At 41.7% G+C, this 16,825-nt stretch carries 14 protein-coding genes; 1 reads left to right on the top strand and 13 read right to left on the bottom strand.

Annotated features, from left to right (window positions below; genetic code table 11):
* Positions 1-13: 13 nt before the first annotated feature.
* The 5 genes from brnQ to HT728_RS07340 all read right to left on the bottom strand — a co-directional run bounded on the left by brnQ (position 14) and on the right by HT728_RS07340 (position 4,610).
* On the bottom strand, positions 14-1,339 hold the full coding sequence (gene brnQ / locus HT728_RS07360; protein ID WP_173234580.1) for a branched-chain amino acid transport system II carrier protein: 1,326 nt from the start codon (positions 1,337-1,339) through the stop codon (positions 14-16).
* 171 nt (positions 1,340-1,510) lie between these two features.
* Positions 1,511-1,798, bottom strand: coding sequence for a rhodanese-like domain-containing protein (locus HT728_RS07355; RefSeq protein WP_049511656.1), 288 nt, complete (start codon positions 1,796-1,798; stop codon positions 1,511-1,513).
* Between the two features lie 160 nt (positions 1,799-1,958).
* On the bottom strand, positions 1,959-2,537 hold the full coding sequence (locus HT728_RS07350; RefSeq protein WP_173234577.1) for a uracil-DNA glycosylase family protein: 579 nt from the start codon (positions 2,535-2,537) through the stop codon (positions 1,959-1,961).
* Positions 2,538-2,590: 53 nt separating this feature from the next.
* Complete coding sequence (pepV, locus tag HT728_RS07345) at positions 2,591-3,991, bottom strand: dipeptidase PepV (protein ID WP_173234575.1); 1,401 nt, start codon at positions 3,989-3,991, stop codon at positions 2,591-2,593.
* A 13-nt stretch (positions 3,992-4,004) separates the two neighbouring features.
* Entirely contained in the window at positions 4,005-4,610 is a 606-nt protein-coding gene (locus HT728_RS07340) for a nitroreductase family protein (RefSeq protein WP_173234572.1), read from the bottom strand.
* A gap of 171 nt (positions 4,611-4,781) precedes the next feature.
* Here HT728_RS07340 and HT728_RS07335 point away from each other — a divergent pair, with 171 nt between their 5' ends.
* Positions 4,782-5,582 (top strand): amino acid ABC transporter substrate-binding protein, encoded by an 801-nt coding sequence (locus tag HT728_RS07335; protein WP_164226838.1) that lies wholly within the window; start codon positions 4,782-4,784, stop codon positions 5,580-5,582.
* A 65-nt stretch (positions 5,583-5,647) separates the two neighbouring features.
* On the opposite strand, the gene HT728_RS07330 is transcribed toward HT728_RS07335, so the two are convergent.
* The 8 genes from HT728_RS07330 to recJ all read right to left on the bottom strand — a co-directional run bounded on the left by HT728_RS07330 (position 5,648) and on the right by recJ (position 16,671).
* Positions 5,648-6,481, bottom strand: a complete 834-nt coding sequence (locus HT728_RS07330) for a metallophosphoesterase family protein (RefSeq protein ID WP_164226839.1) — start codon at positions 6,479-6,481, stop codon at positions 5,648-5,650.
* Positions 6,471-8,318, bottom strand: a complete 1,848-nt coding sequence (gene uvrC, locus HT728_RS07325) for an excinuclease ABC subunit UvrC (RefSeq protein ID WP_173234570.1) — start codon at positions 8,316-8,318, stop codon at positions 6,471-6,473. Before uvrC ends, HT728_RS07330 begins: the two co-directional genes overlap by 11 nt.
* Before the next feature lie 38 nt (positions 8,319-8,356).
* Entirely contained in the window at positions 8,357-9,058 is a 702-nt protein-coding gene (locus HT728_RS07320) for a M57 family metalloprotease (RefSeq protein ID WP_173234568.1), read from the bottom strand.
* A gap of 138 nt (positions 9,059-9,196) precedes the next feature.
* Positions 9,197-10,429, bottom strand: coding sequence for a peptidoglycan bridge formation alanyltransferase MurN (gene murN / locus HT728_RS07315; protein WP_173234566.1), 1,233 nt, complete (start codon positions 10,427-10,429; stop codon positions 9,197-9,199).
* A 4-nt stretch (positions 10,430-10,433) separates the two neighbouring features.
* Positions 10,434-11,654 (bottom strand): aminoacyltransferase, encoded by a 1,221-nt coding sequence (locus HT728_RS07310; protein WP_173234564.1) that lies wholly within the window; start codon positions 11,652-11,654, stop codon positions 10,434-10,436.
* Positions 11,655-11,765: 111 nt separating this feature from the next.
* Positions 11,766-12,545, bottom strand: a complete 780-nt coding sequence (locus HT728_RS07305) for an alpha/beta hydrolase family protein (RefSeq protein ID WP_173234561.1) — start codon at positions 12,543-12,545, stop codon at positions 11,766-11,768.
* 68 nt (positions 12,546-12,613) lie between these two features.
* Entirely contained in the window at positions 12,614-14,275 is a 1,662-nt protein-coding gene (locus tag HT728_RS07300) for a ribonuclease J (RefSeq protein ID WP_000065626.1), read from the bottom strand.
* Between the two features lie 173 nt (positions 14,276-14,448).
* Positions 14,449-16,671, bottom strand: coding sequence for a single-stranded-DNA-specific exonuclease RecJ (gene recJ, locus HT728_RS07295; RefSeq protein ID WP_173234560.1), 2,223 nt, complete (start codon positions 16,669-16,671; stop codon positions 14,449-14,451).
* Positions 16,672-16,825 lie beyond the last annotated feature (154 nt).

Genomic DNA, 16,825 nt, shown 5'->3' with positions numbered 1-16,825 from the left:
GTGATTTTAGTGATTATTCCATTTCAAAAACATCGCTTTCTTGCTTGTTTGGTAGAACCAATGAGAGCAAGATTCCGACAATGGCTGGTACCAACCATGGGAGTGATGCCTTAGCAAAAGGAAGAGCATTGACAAGATTTGCAAGAAACTCAACTTTAAACGAGCTTCCTAGTACGCTTGCAATGGCAATAGCTGTAACAACAGCAATTGTCAACTGCATACCTGGTTTTGAAAGAGCCACAAATTTGTTGACAATGACAATCATAACGATAGCAATCGTGATTGGGTACAAGATAACCAGTACTGGAATGGAGTACTTGATAATCGCATCAAGACCCAAATTAGCAATGGCAAATCCAATCAAGGTAAAGGCTGTCGCATAAACCTTGTAGCTGATTTGTGGAAAGCGTTCATTAAAGAACTCAGCTGTAGACACAATCAAACCAACAGTCGTTGTGAAGCAGGTTACAGTAACCATAGCTGCAAGGAAGAGTTGAGCTGTTGAGCCAAAGATTTCTTGAGTGGCTTGTGACAAAATGTAAACACCAGGAGTTCCACCCTTCATAGCTTCAGCTGGTACCGGGAAATGATTTCCAAGGAAACCTAAACCGATATAAAGAGCGCTGAAGGCAAGGGCAACAACGATACCAACCACCCAAATAGTTGAAATGTATTCTTTCTTACTTGAGAAGCCAAGTTGTTTCAAGGTTTGAACTGCGATTACGCTAAAGGCAACTGAAGCAAGAGCATCCAAGGTATTATAACCTTCTAGGAAACCTGTACCAAAGGCAGAAGCTTGATAAGCGGCTGAAGCAACTTGAGGACTTGTTCCACCATATTTGATAGCTCCTAGAACAACCAAGATAACAATCAAAATAGCAAAGACTGGTGTTAAAATACGGCCGATACGGTCTAAGATTTTTGATGGATTAAGCGAAATTAGATACGCTGCTGCAAAGTAAAGAACCGTAAAGACAATCAAACCAAGACCTTTATTTGCATCCGACAAAAGGGGGCTAATCCCTACTTCGTAAGCTGTTGTAGCAGTACGTGGGATGGCAAAGAATGGACCGATTGACAAGTAAAGAACTGAGAGGTAAAGAGTCGCAAACCAAGGCGCTATCTTTATAGAAATCTCGTAGATATATCCTTTAGGATTTAGCGTTCCAATAATAAGAGTCAAGACGGCGATACCGACGCCTGAAAAGACAAAACCTGCGATGGCAGGAAGAAAATGTTCCCCAGATAGAGCACCTAGAGAAGGCGGAAAAATCAAGTTCCCCGCACCAAAAAATATTCCAAACAGGAGTAAACCTGTTAGGGCACCTTTTTTAGCCATGAAAATCTCCTTCATATTTATAAAATACTGACTTAGTATATCATGAATAAGAGTATGAAAAAAGTATCACGAAGTAAATATTGAATGTTTTCAAGATTCTCAAAAATGAGAATTATCTAAAAATAAAATTCTCCTACCCAGTCCTCACCAAGTAGGAGAAAATTCTTACGTTTAGAGTTCTTCAAAGGCAGTCATACCACCTTGGACATTGATAACCTCATAACCTTGTTCTGATAGGAATTGGCAAGCACGCGCCGATCTCATTCCAGATTTACAAATAACATAATGTAACTGGTCCTTGTCCAACTGATCATAGCTATCAGCCAATTGACTAAGTGGCAGGTTGTGGGCGCCTTCTAAATGAAGTGCTTCAAACTCATCCACTTCTCTCACGTCCACTAAAGAAAGTTGGTCGTTTTGGTAAAGCTGGTAAAATGCGTCAAAGGTAATTTCTTTCATTCTTTTTCTCCTAATACTCTTCGAAAATCTCTTCAAACCACGTCAGCGTCGCCTTACCGTGCGTATAGTTACTGACTTCGTCAGTTCTATCTACAACCTCAAAGCAGTGCTTTGAGCAGCCTGCGGCTAGCTTCCTAGTTTGCTCTTTGATTTTCATTGACTATAAAATAGTTTTAATTCTTTTTTTCAAATCCGGCACCACTTCTGACTCAAACCAAGGATTTTTGGCCATCCAGATTTGATTTCGCGGTGAGGGGTGAACTAGTGGAAAATAGGTTGGCAAGTAGTTCTGGTAATGTTTTACCCGTTCTGTTACCTTGCCACTGATTTTCTCCTGCAAATAGTAGGCTTGGGCATATTGACCAATCAAGAGGGTTAACTGAATATCTGGTAATTCTTGCAAGAGCTGAGGATGCCATTTTTCAGCAAAGCCAGTTCTCGGTGGCAGGTCACCCGACTTGCCATGCCCTGGAAAGTAGAAATCCATAGGCAAAACAGCAAAATAACCTGAATTGTAAAAGGTATCTTCATCCACACCTAGCCAGTCTCTCAGGCGGTCACCACTCTTATCTTTCCAGTAAAGGCCTGCCTCCTGCGTTTTAAGACCAGGCGCTTGACCGATGATATTGATGCGAGCAGTCTTTGGCGCTGCAAAGAGAGGTTCAATGCCACGCTCTGTATAGCTGACATTCTGCGGATCCGCCATAATAGCCTGCTTGATTCTTTCAATTTGAGACATCTACTTTCCCTCCAAAAAGAAGTCTAAGCATACAATCTCAGACTTCTATCGTTTTATTTGATCAATTCGTAAATTGCTTCGGCATAGATTGCTGCAGCTCGGAAGAGATCATCCAAGGCGATAAATTCATTGGCTTGGTGCATGGTGTCAATTGAGTCTGGGAACATGGCACCATAGGCAACACCTCGTTCTAGCAAGCGACCAAAGGTTCCACCACCGATAACTTGCTCGTGACCTTTAAGTCCAGTTTGTTTTTCATAGACATTCAACAAGGTTTGCACAAGTGGATCTTCCATTGGCACATAGTGAGGCGTGTGACCGTGCTCAGAAAGGCTAACAGAAGCAACTGGCAAGTTTTCAAGGATTGACTTGATTTGCTCTGGGTTGGTTCCTTTTGGATAGCGGATATTAAGGGCAATAGTATTGTCAGCACTTGTTTCATCGAAGCGGAAGACACCGGCATTCATAGAAAGGGCACCCATCTTTTCATCCACATGGGCAATCTTGAGATTTTCACCCTCATGGTCGTTCAAGAGAATTTTACCAGCGATGTCAAGGTAGTCTTTGGCTGGAGCAGCAAAGTCAAACTGGCTAAGGAAGAGGGCTAGGTAAGTCGCACCATTGACACCTGAAGCAGGCATAGCACCGTGGGCTGATTTACCAATGATCGTCACCTTGTATTGGCCAGCTTCTTCTTGGAGTTCTCCTCTAAGTTTGTGTTCTGCAACAAAGGCATCTAGTTTAGCTTGCAAGTCAGCCAAATCACCTGAAACAACCGCTGTTGCTGATTCTGGTACCATGTTTTCACGCAAACCACCTGTAAAGCTGTGAAGACGGGCAGCACCCGCATTTTCACCTGCAAAGTGGAGGTATTCCGTGATATTTCCTTTTTCACCATTGATGATAGGGAACTCAGCGTCTGGAGAGAAACCAAAGTCTGGCTTGGCAAGTCCTACGTGCTCGAAGTAGTAGTCCATGTCTGCCCAGCCTGATTCTTCATCAGTTCCGACGATGAAGCGAACTTTCTTAGAAGTTGGAAGGCCCAACTCTTTGATGATTTTCAAACCATAGTAACAAGCTGTTGTAGGACCCTTGTCGTCCGAAGCCCCACGCGCATAAAGGCGACCATCTTTGATAGTTGGTGTGTAAGGGTCTGTGTCCCAACCGCTACCAGCTGGCACCACGTCCATGTGGGCAAAGATTCCGAGAACTTCTTCTCCATCACCAAACTCAAAATGTCCTGCGTAGTTGTCAACATTTTTAGTTGGGTAGCCATCGCGGTCTGCGATTTCAAGGAATTTTTCCAAGGCTTTTACTGGACCAGGCCCAAATGGATGCTCAGCATCAACCTTGCTATCATCACGTTCTGAGTTAATTTCCAAAAGGCTAAACAAGTCAGCCAAGAGGTCTTCTTTGCGTTTTTCTACTTCTGCTGTAAAATCAATTGTTGTCATTTTTTTCTTCTTTCTATCTTTTCTCGATGATTTCATCTACTGGCAAGCGGTAGCTTGGTTCCAATTTTTCGTCTGTGTAACCCACTGTGATCAAGAGTTCTGGGCGGAAACGGTCTTCAATTTCCAAAACTTCGTTGGCTTTTGACTTGTCAAAACCAAGAATCAGATTTGATCCGATTCCCTGATCTGTAAGAGCCAAAACCAAGTTCATAGCAACCAAACCTGCATTGAGGGCTAGGTAGTCGCTGACTTGTTGTTCATTGTAACGGGCAAATTCAGCTGGTAAATTTTTCATGAAGTATTGAAGTTGCTCTTCAGAAAAGTTATTAGCACCGCCAACTCGGGCAATCTTACGAGCACGTTTAGCCAGGTCTGTATCTGTAAACAAGGCAATGGTTACAGGCGCTGATGATACCTGTTCAAAGTTGGAACCGTAAGCCAATTTTGCTAGTTCGGCATTTTTCTCACGAACCACCACAAATTTCCAAGGCTGGCTGTTGTGGGCGCTTGGAGCCAAGGTTGCGATTTCGATAGCCGTACGCACATCTTTTGGATCAACTGGCTTATCAGTGAAATGCTTGGTCGCATGACGTTTTTTGTTTAATTCAAGAAATTTCATAATCGATTTCCTTTTCTAATTCTACTGCTTCCATTCTACCATAATTTGAAAGAGCTTGCAGGGATTTTTCATGATTAAGTTTTTTTATCACAACCATAAAAAATATATACTGGTTCATCAGGAAAGTTTCTGATAAACTAGCAGATAACTTTACATTTGAATGGAGATATTATGAAAAAATTTAGCCTATTATTAGCTATCCTACCATTTTTGGTTGCCTGTGGAAATCAAGCTACACCTAAAGAAACTAGTTCTCAAAAGACAATCGTCGTTGCTACAGCTGGCGACGTGCCACCATTTGACTACGAAGACAAGGGCAATTTGACAGGTTTCGATATTGAAGTTCTAAAGGCAGTAGATGAAAAACTCAGCGACTACGAGATTCAATTCCAAAGAACTGCCTGGGAAAGTATCTTCCCTGGACTTGATTCTGGTCACTATCAGGCTGCGGCAAATAACTTGAGTTACACAAAAGAGCGTGCTGAAAAATACCTCTATTCGCTTCCCATTTCAAACAACCCCCTCGTCCTTGTCAGCAACAAGAAAAATCCTTTGACTTCTCTTGACCAAATCGCTGGCAAAACAACGCAAGAAGATACCGGAACTTCAAACGCTCAATTCATCAATAACTGGAATCAAAAACACACTGATAATCCTGCTACTATCGATTTTTCTGGTGAAGATATCGGCAAACGAATCCTAGACCTTGCTAACGGTGAATTTGATTTCCTAGTTTTTGACAAAGTATCCGTTCAAAAGATTATCAAGGACCGTGGCTTAGACCTTTCTGTGGTTGACTTGCCTTCTGCCGATAGCCCCAGCAACTATATCGTTTTCTCAAGCGACCAGAAAGAGTTTAAAGAACAATTTGATAAAGTACTCAAAGAACTCTACCAAGACGGAACCCTTGAAAAACTCAGCAATACCTATCTAGGTGGTTCTTATCTCCCAGATAAATCTCAGTTACAGTAAGATATACTAAAAGCGATTGGACCAGCCAATCGTTTTTAGTTTGCATTAGTTATTTTAGGAAACTTTTACAAAAAATCAAAATAATCTTTCACATCCTCTACATACCCATGCTTTTCTATTAAGCTGGCTAAGAGTTCCAGATTGTGCCCCTGATAGTTGTCTTCTCTTCGTAGCTCTTCATACATTTCGATAAAAGGAAGCCCCTTGGACTTGGCCAGTTCTAACTCCGCTTCATAATCATAAGCGACTTTACGAAATAGGATATTTACCAATTCCCCATCTTCAACCTCTATCACGGCATACTGGGCACGGTGATTTTTTAACGCCTCCCAATTAAAATAGGGCATGCCAATCGACCCTGGATTGATGATTTGTTGCCCCTGACTGCCATAACGAAGCAACTGCTTGTGAACATGACCATAGACTGCCACGTCGGTTTCCGCATCTAGCAGTTGGTCAAATTTCTCTGTATCATTCTCAACTAGCAAGTCACCACCATAGTTCTTATTTGGCAAATTATGAGAGATAGAAAAGCGCAATCCGTCAATTTCTTTCTTTTCCAGCAAAGGCAAGCTTCGTAGCCAGACAATCGTTGCAGGATCCATTCGCTCCATCAAAAACTGGGTCATGCGCATTGACTGAATTTCTTTCGGATCTTCCAAACCATATTCGCCATCCAAGACCTCAAGGACACGATCATCCCAATTGCCTCGAACACTTGCTGTGATAGGAAGGTCCTTTAGCAGGGCGACTAAGTCATTTGCGCCTGGACCAGGAAGAAAAATATCTCCCAGAAGCCAGTATTCACTGACTCCTTGATTTTTAGCATCTGCAATCACTGCTTCTAGGGCCGTCGCATTGCCATGAATATCTGATAAAATTGCGATTTTATGGTTCATTGTGGTTTCCTTCCGTTTGATAATCTACTCTTTCTTCCGCTACTTGGGTCAACTCCACTTCTTCCTGCGGGTTCAACTTCCTCTGCACAGCCTCTGCAACGGCTCTTGGCACCCCAACTTCGACAATCTCATCCACACTGGCTTCCTTGATTTTGGTCAGAGACTTGAAATGCTTCATGAGATTTTGCTTGCGTTTAGGTCCCAGCCCTTCAATGCCATCCAATTGTGATGAAAAAGAATTTTTGGAGCGCAGTTGACGGTGGAAAGTAATGGCAAAGCGGTGGACCTCATCTTGGATGCGTTGGAGGAGGAAAAATTCTTGAGAATTGCGAGACAACTCCACCACCTCAAGCGGATCTCCAAAGAGCAATTCATGGGTTTGGTGCTTGTCATTCTTTTGCAGACCTGCAATTGGAATATCCAAGCCTAGCTCCTCTTGGATGACTTGCTTGGCGATATTGACCTGACCTTGCCCCCCATCAATCACAATCAAATCTGGCGGAGTCAAGCCGTCACGTTGAACTCGACCATAACGCCTGCGAATGACCTCTCTCATGCTGGCATAATCGTCTGGACCGACAACCGTTTTTATCTTGTACTTACGATAATCCTTCTTACTTGGTTTGCCGTTGACAAAGACCACCATGGCTGAAACAGGACTGGTTCCCATGATATTGGAGTTATCAAAGGATTCGATGCGGACTGGTGTCGGGATTTGGAGCAAGCGTCCTAGATTTTCAATAGCTCCTTGGGTCTTTTCGACTGATTTTTCTAGCAGATTGAACTTCTGCTCCAGACTAACACGGGCATTTTTTATGGCTAGATTGACCAGCTGTTTTTTCTCTCCACGCTGGGGTTTGAGAATCTTGGAATCCACTAAGGCTTTAACGGCTTCTTGGTCAATATCCTGCGGAATCAGTACCTCATTGGGAACCAGGTGAGATTTTTCTTGATAGAACTGTCCCACATAGGTCAAGAAATCCTCATCTGGATCATTGAAGTAGGGGAAGAGATTGACATCGCGCTCGATAAGCTTGCCCTGACGGACAAAGAAAACCTGAACACACATCCAACCCTTGTCCACATAGTAGCCAAAGACATCCCGATTTTGGAGATCCTTAGCCATGACCCGTTGCTTGGTTCGAAGTGTTCCAATGGCCTGAATTAGGTCACGGTATTCCGCCGCACGTTCAAATTCCATAGTCTGGGCTGCCGCTGACATTTTGCCCTTGAGGTCATCAATGATTTTGTCATCCTGCCCTTTTAAGAAGTCAGAAACCTCCTGAGCCATAGACTTGAAATAGGACTCATCCTTCTTACAGATAGTGTGAGCCATGCATTGACCGATATGGTAATAAAAACAGACCTTAGACGGTGGGTTTGTACACTTGCGAAAAGGGAAAATTCGATCCAGCAGTCGCTTGATTTCATTGGCTGCCCCCACATCTGGATAAGGCCCAAAGTAGAGACCACCGTCCTTTTTGACCTGACGGGTAATAATCAAACGAGGATAGCGCTCGTTGGTGATTTTGATGAAAGGATAGGACTTGTCATCCTTGAGCATGATATTGTACTTGGGCTTGTTTTCCTTGATTAGGTTGATTTCTAGGAGAAGTGCCTCAATATTAGACTCCGTAACGATAAATTCAAAATCCACAATTTCAGACACCAAGGCCTCTGTCTTGGTATCGTGACTCCCACGGAAATAAGATCTCACGCGGTTACGCAGATTTTTAGCCTTTCCTACATAGATAATGGTGCCGTTTTTATCCTTGTGAATGTAGCAACCAGGGCTGGTCGGCAAGAGCTCTAGTTTTGATTTAATCAAGTTGTTCATAATTCCATTATAGCAAAAAAGTAGGGAAAGATTGTTCCCTACTCACTAGTCTCATATATTTTTCGGAGGTTTGCAACATCCTCTTCCTGGATACCATAAAAAGAACCTGCTGGTTGCATGACAGACTTCTCATCTGTATGGTCCAAGCCAATCGCATGACCCAACTCATGTTCTGCCGTATGGACAATACGCTCATAGGAATAGCCATAGTTAGGATTGGACAAATAATAATGATTCAACCGTACCGTGACAGATAAGAATTGTCCTGTCAAGAGATTGGTCTGACTTTCAGCCTCTCCTGCCACAGGAGTGTTTCCGTCGTTCATCTCAGTAGCCAAGGTATCCGCCTTGCTGGACTCAGCGACAATTTCAAAGTTAAAAGCACCAGTTTGATTCCAATTCTGGATTGCTTCTAAATAAGCTTCTTGAAAGCGTGAATCCATCTGGGGATTCAAGTAAATACGAGCAGAAGCCTGTGGCCATCTTCCTTCAGAGTGTTGATGGCTATCTGTCTGGTTCAACTTAGGCAGTTGCCCTGTTCTTTCCCATTGGTCGATACTTTGTTGACCAATCTTTACTGACCGTTCTGCTTGCTTTAGCGCCCCTTGAAAATCCCCGTTCAGATACCAGAGAAATCCGAAAGCAAGCACACATAAGAGCACAACTATCCAAACCAGACGCCAAAACAAACGCCAAACAAAAGAAAAGAAAGCCCCTATCAAACGAAAAAGCCAGCGCATATCCTTCCACCTTTCTAGTAAATAAAGTCTATTTTACTAAAAGAAGCTGAAAGAAAACTAAATACTGACTTTTTCATCTTATACTCAATGAAAATCAAAGAGCCAAACTAGGAAGCTAGCCGNNATTTTCGAAGAGTATTAACGTCCTAATATTTTTTTGAATAACTGAATAGTTTTGTATTTTAAAGGCGATGGATGATAACGGAAAGTACCCGCTTTGCGTACAATATAGCCATTAAAATTTTGTTTAAAACGCAAAACACCATCACTACCATCAAAAATCCCTTGAATGCCTAGGAAGTTGTATTTAGGTATTCCACGTTTTATACTTTCCAACATAACATATTTTTGAAGCAGTGCAGGGGCATAGAATTTATTAAACTCAGTGTAGGAACCACTAAAGAGGTAAGTCGTTTCCTGAGGCATATAGACAAATAAACTCCCAGCTAAAACAATATCTTCTTCTCCATATTTTTCAATCAAGTCTCGCGCTTCTGCTTTTCGAACTTCAAACGTTTCAAATTGACTAGAGTATTCTCTCAGTTGATTTTGTTTTTTCTCAGAATGAGGATTTTTACTCAAATCAAGTCGCAACTTGTCCAAGACTTCTTCTAGTTTACTTTGCTCACCTTGCAATTTGCTCATATAGTCCGAAAAATTCAAGCTTGCTATGAGAAACTCAGCTTGTTCTCCAAAAGAATCATAAAAGTGCTCATAATATTCTAAACTTTTATCACTATATTCTCTACGTTCAGAGGTTTCTTTTGTGATGTTCTTAAAAATCGATAGTTCTTCACGTTTTAACTTTTTCAACCGAATGCCAAAGGTTTCAGCCTTTTTCACCAAGGGTTTCCCTTTTTTACTAAAACTTTTAAGCAAATTCTTTTCAGTTAATTCAGTCAAATCTTTATAGTATAACCAATCTGGTTCTCCACCTGGATACCCTGTCGTCAATCCATCAAATTGATAACCTAAATCAGTCAAACCTTGAATCATACTTTTTTTCTCAGCATCTATTGGATTACCTTGGCTATCAAAAGTTTGATAAGTTTCATAAGGTTTTACAAGCAACTCTAATACACCATTTTGCTTGGCATATTCTTTTAACTCCGCATAAAAAACTGGAAGGGCATCTTGTTGGGTATAAATCGGCCCCGAATTGAGCTCCATATGCAGACCACCCAGCATGGGCAAGCTATAAACCAGAGCTGCAACTTGAATTTCTCCTTCTTGTTTCAAAGCAAGATAAACAATTCGAGCCCCTCTTTTTTCTAACAAGTCCCCCATCTGGACAGATTGCATAAAGGAACGAGAAGAAACCTGATCAGAATAAGTCTGAAACTCTTCTTTCGTGAGTGTTGTTAGTGCCATATACTTACTTTCTATGTTTTTTTCTTAATGTTTTACGGAAATCAAGAGCAAGTCTTAACAGAGGATAGAGAGGATGGGTAGGCATTGTAAATTCACCCAAGTATTCTTCAATCGTTGGATTAAATTTTTCCTTAAAATGATACAGTCCACCATTGAGAGAGTTTTCAACACCACCTAAATTTTGCCAGACCATACCTCGCTCAAAGGCATAGCGAGCCGTTTCATACCAAGTTAAAATTGGTGCATTGTAACGTTTAAAATCATCATCCATACCAGCATATAGATTGACAGAGGTAGTACCAAATTCCAAACTCAAAGTAGCCGCTAACGGAATGTTTGATTTTCCCATATTCATATATCCCTGCAAGAAATCTATTTCCTCTTCTAAACGTTCTTTTTCTTTTATATTTTCCTGAACTTTTGAAGGTCTGGTTGCATCATTAAATTTTTCTGCAACTACTCTATTTTTTTCTAACTGTTCTTCTAATTCTCTTAAACGCTTAGAAACATCCAAACTCGTTAGCGTGATATAGGAATCTTCTTTGAAGTTATCTAATAATTTTTTATAATAGGCTTCGTTTCTTAAATGAATCTCTTTCCGCTTCTCGGTTTTTTTCATCAAAAAGGAAAAGGACTCCAATAATTCAGTTCCACCAAATTGAATCTCTACACCCTTATTCCGTGCTGTTCGAATAGCCTGTTTTGTTGACTTGGAAAGTTTATCTTCTTCAAAATTTTCCTTATATATTTTCGCCTGAATACGAGGTTGAATGGTGTCTCCCATTTCCTCTGTTTTTCCCGACCACCTTACTCCCATTTGTTGCAAACTATCAATAATAGCCAGATTTTCAGGAAATTCTGTTTTTTCCTGATTGATTAAACTTTGAGATAGGCAAATACTTGGGTCAAAAGTCACAAAAACCGCTTTCTTACTGCGAGCATAGGACTTAATGGACTGAATGACAAAACTCAAGAGTTCTATATCTCCATAATCTAATATAGGCCCTCTTGGGATGTAAAACATTTTATAGCCTAGCGGAAGAGTTCTAATCAAAATACTAGCTGTCGCCAGTAATTTTTCTTCCCTGTAAACACCAAACTTCTCATGTTCCCAGTCAGACTTCACTTCTTCCCAAGCACTACTTTGTAATACATTGGCTAATTCATGGTCTTTGACAAACTGATCATATTCTAATGCGGGAATGCCAATTTGATAACGGTACATTTCCTACTCTCTTTCCTCCAGTATCTTATTACTATTCTACTACTTTCGTTTGAAAAGTCTAGTGAAAACATATTTTATTTTAGTCCTACTCCCCCTATACTGAAGTTCAAACTAAGTCAATCTCTCTTCTAATTTGAAATCAATCGGTAGGGTTGCTAGAAACCGTTCCAATTGTTTTTCCCAGTAATACCATTCGTGACTTCCAGCACTATGGCTATAGCTCACATCAAAGCCCAGCTTTTTGAGGTTTTTCACTGCGAGATTATTGGCTTCATACAAGAAATCCTGCTCGCCACACCAAGCCCAGAGCTTGGTCTTTTTATCCGATTTTTTAGCCAGACTTTCAAGAGAATAGGGGCTAGCTGTCCAATCTTTAATCTCCCCAAACACACCTCTCCAATAAGCCGGTGTTCCCAAATCTTGGCTTTCAGGAGAAAAATCTTGAAAGCTAAGAGCACCTGAAAAACTAGCTGCATGAGAAAAACAATTTGTAGCAAGAGCCAATTTGAAACAGCCATAGCCTCCCATAGAGAGACCAGCGATAAAGGTCTTTTCACGCTTGCTAGTCATGTTAGGGAAGAAGCGTTTTAAAACCTGTGGTAATTCCTCTGCTAGAGCTGTGTAATAATCAAAACCATATTGGGTATCGGTATACCAACCGTTGCTGGTATTGGGCATAACAACTATGAGATTGGTTCCTCGAAGTAAGCGTTCTACATTGGTTCTCTTGAGCCAACTATTATGATTACCAGACATCCCGTGCAAAAGGTACAAGACTGGAATATCTTCACACTCTGGTTCTTCCACTCGATTGGCATCGGGGTAAAGAACATTCACTCCCCACTCCATATCCAAAACTTGTGAGTAATACTCAATTTTCATTACTGCCATGATTTGCTCCTTCTATTTTCCGATAAGAAAAAGCCAAAACTCGGCTTTCTCTCTGTTTATTTCAAAGATTATTTCGCTTCCATCACCACTGGTAAAATAGCTGGACGACGTTTGGTTTGGTCAAAGAGATACTTGGTCAAATTATCACGAACCTTCCCTTTAAGATCTGCCCAGTCAAAGTCATCTCCTTGAAGATAGTCTTCTACCGTCTGGTTAATCAATTCTGAACTTTCACGGAGAATATCGCGACTCTTCTTGAGATAAACAAATCCACGCGTGTGAACACGAGCCTTAGCTACAATTTTCTTCTCACGTCGGTTAACTGTAATTGCGACGATGAAAATGCCATCCTCTGACAAGACCTTACGGTCACGAAGAACCACATTTCCAACATCACCTATGGCATTCCCGTCAATCAAGACATCCCCTGCCGAAACTGCTCCAGCTGGGACAAAGTCTCCATTCTCATAAGCCATGCTGGTTCCCTTTTTAGGGATGAAAATGCGTTCTGGCAACATACCTACTGCCATAGCAGCCTTAGCATGGGCATCCAACTCGCGGTATTCCCCTTGAATTGGGAAGAGATACTTAGGTTGCAAGAGATTGATCATCAACTGCAAATCACGCGCATTTCCGTGCCCTGATACATGTAAACTTTGGGTAATCAATTTGACAACCCCTCCTGCCTGATAAATCATATTTTCCACACGCGCAACGAAGGCTTCTTTAGCAATAGACGGAGCCGTAGCAATATAGACCAGGTCCCCATCCTTGATTTCTACATAACGATGGCGACCAATCGACATCTTACGAAGTCCATTGATAGGTTCACCCATACGACCTGTCTCAAGAATAATCAACTCATGGTCTTCAAAGCGAGACATATCTTTCGGCTTAATCAAGAGAATTTCGTTGGCTAAAGACAACTTCTTGAGACGAATCGCTGTGCGGACGATATTTTCAATATCAAATCCTGTCAAGACGATACGTCGACCTGTTTTATCCGCAGCGTCAAAAATCTGCTGGATACGAGAAAGGTTACTGGAAACAGCTGCAACGATGATACGACCTTCCCAGTCAGCAATGGTTTGGGTAATTTCATCTCTAACTTCACTTTCACTAGCCACCTGAATATTGCTGTCCGCATTGGCCGAATCACTGAGGAGAGCCAGGACGCCGTCACGACCGATTTCTGCCAAACGAGCGAAGTCTGTCGCATAGGATTCACTAGCTGTCTGGTCAAATTTGAAGTCACCTGTATAAACGATGCTACCTTCAGCTGTCTTCAAGACAATTCCCAGGCTCTCTGGAACGGAGTAAGTCGTAGGGAAGAAGGAAACCACTGTCCCACCAAAATCAATCTCCGTATCTTCATCAATAACATGAAAATCATTAAATTTCTTGACTGCGTCATTTCCTTTGACAAAGAGCTTTGCCAACTCAATGGTCAACTCAGAGCCAAATACAGGTACCTTGGCTTCAGCCAAGAGATAAGGCAGAGCACCAATAGCATCTGCATGTCCGTGAGTTAAAAATACCCCAGCAATTCGATCTTTATTTTCAAAAAGGTAGTCCATCTTTGGAATCACCACATCGACCCCTAATTGTTCATTTTCGGGATATTTTAACCCTGCATTCAAAACAAAAATGGACTCTCCAATTTCAGCAATGTACATATTTTTCCCATTTTCACGTACACCACCAAGTGTTGTTAAACTAATATTACTCATTTTTCCTCCAAAATCTTAGTTTATCTTGATTATAGGGTTGCTTACCCTCTTATTCTAAAAGCACTATTACTGTTAGCCGAATCTTTTCCTACCATTATACCATTTTTTTGATGATTTTCAAAATGAAGATTTGTTTTCAAAAAAGAGCTGGTTGCCCAACTCTTTCCTAACTTCTACTCTTTTTCCATCAAAAAATCATAAATTTCTTGCACGGTACCCAGGGCCATCATTTCTTGGTCTTTGACAGTTTGTTTGAGATTTTGATAAATCTGACTTTCTCCTATCTCTCGCTTTGGCGCTTCTTTATTGACTGTCATGACACCATCTTTGATGGTCACAAAGCCTAGTTCTTCAAATACTTGAATCATCTTGACCAGCAAGATTTGTTGAATATTAAGATAAGTAGCCAAATCTTTCAGCTTATAGCGAATATCAAACTCTGGGAACTGATAGATGATCTTGTACAATTTGGCAAACTGATCTCTAGTCCCATAGCCTGTCAGATAATAGGCCTTGTCAATATCATTTTTGAAATAGACAGCAGAGAAATTCTGTTCCTGAAAAATGGTCTTCAGCTGAGTAATATCCTCAGGAATGGTTTTTACAACAACCGCGTTACTAGTCGCTAAATCTGGCACTTCCCCAGCAAAATCCAAGACTGGAACCCCTTCTGGCAAGACTGCATTCTTCCCACGGATGTTAAAGAGTTGAACACCTTCCACACGCGCATCCACCATCATCAACTGCAGGGCAGTTTGGCCATTCCATTGGTTGACAGACAATTTAACCGCCAATTCTAGATTTTTGGTTTGAGAAAACTCTGTCGCCCATCTGCCTTGGCCGAAGGCCACCACTTCAAAACTCGCCTCACCTTTGGAAATTTTCAGCTTGAGATGGGCATTGCCTGCCCCCATAGTACGAGCACTTTCGACCTGAAAATCCTTGATATAAAAGACAGGTTTCTGATTATCCATTCCAAAAGGTGCCAAGCGCTCAAAGTTCTTGACTGTTTCAAGACTCAAAACCTCCAAATCCAGTTCTTCATCTAGATTTAACTTGTTCTTGCCACCAGCATCTGCTCCTTTTTCACGGACATAATCTTCCAAAACCTGAGATAAATCTGAGAGTTTCTCCACTTCCAGCGTCATCCCTGCTGCGCCAGCATGGCCACCAAAGGCGATAAAAAGATCTCGATGAGGATCCAGAGCCTCAAAAATATCTACTGCTTCCACACTACGAGCACTACCCTTGGCACGATCATCCTCTATATTAAGAACGATGACTGTCTGTCCCAATTCTTCCAACAAACGACCAGCGACAATACCCAGAACCCCAGGATTCCAGCCTTCCTTGGCCAAAACTTGGACCTTCTTCTCAGGATCCACCATGGTCTTGGCTTCTTCATAGATAGACTGGACAATTTCCTTGCGCTCTTCGTTTTTCTGATGAATCATGAGAGCAATCTCATGCGCTTCCTCATCATCAAACCCAGTCAGCAAATCGATGGCAGGATTGGGATCATCCAAGCGCCCCAAGGCATTCAAACGAGGGGCAATCTGGAAACCAACCGTCTCTTCTGTCACTTCATTGGCAGCAATCCCAGCCATGTCTAGCATTTCTTGTAGACCAATACGCTGAGTGTGTCCCAACATTTCCAGACCATACTGAACCAAGATACGGTTCTCATCTGTCAAACTAACCATATCAGCAATGGTACCAATAGCGACCAAATCAAGCAATTCCACTTGTACTTCTTCTAAAAGGGCACAAGCCAGCTTGAAGGCCACTCCGCAACCAGCCAAATATTTGAAAGGATAGTTCGCATCAGGGTGTTCAGGATGGACAATAGCATAGGCATCTGGTAAGGTTTCAGGCATGGAATGGTGGTCAGTCACAATGACATCTACTCCCATCGACTGGGCCAATTCAATAGCCTCATGACCAGCAACTCCATTATCCACTGTCACAATCAAGGAAATTCCTTCTTGCTCGATAAAATATTTGTAAACACTGGCATTAGGTCCATAACCGTCGGTAAAACGATTAGGCAGGTAAACACGGCACTCAGCGCCAAGTTGTTCCAAACTTTCCTTCACAATAGAAGCCGAAGTCATACCATCCGCATCATAATCACCGTAAACGAGGATATTTTCCCCTTCTTCAATGGCCTGACGAATCCGCTCCACTGCCTTGTCCATATCATGGAGTAGATAAGGGTCATGCAAGTCCTCCAAGGAAGGTTCTAAAAACTTCTTCAGACTTTCTTGGTTCTGAATCCCTCTTTCAAATAATAACCGAGCCACCTCAGGACCCAGTCCAGCCTTCTTGGCTATTTTTGTAAAATCCGCATCTTCAACCTGCGGGGCAAACTGCCATTCATAAGTAGGTGTTATCAAAAAGACATCCACTCTTTCTAAGAATTCTATTGCTTCATTATAACATGATTTAGACGTTTTCTCTATCCAGATTGCTTTTTTATAAAATTTTAGTGAATTTTTAAGATATGATTTGACAAGGCCTTTCTTTTGGTGTAGAATCATGTTATAAAAT

The organism is Streptococcus sp. 544, from assembly GCF_013277385.1.
GTDB lineage: Bacteria > Bacillota > Bacilli > Lactobacillales > Streptococcaceae > Streptococcus > Streptococcus mitis_BA.
The sequence above is the reverse complement of the archived record's forward strand: the minus strand, read 5'-3'. Positions and strand labels throughout refer to the sequence as shown.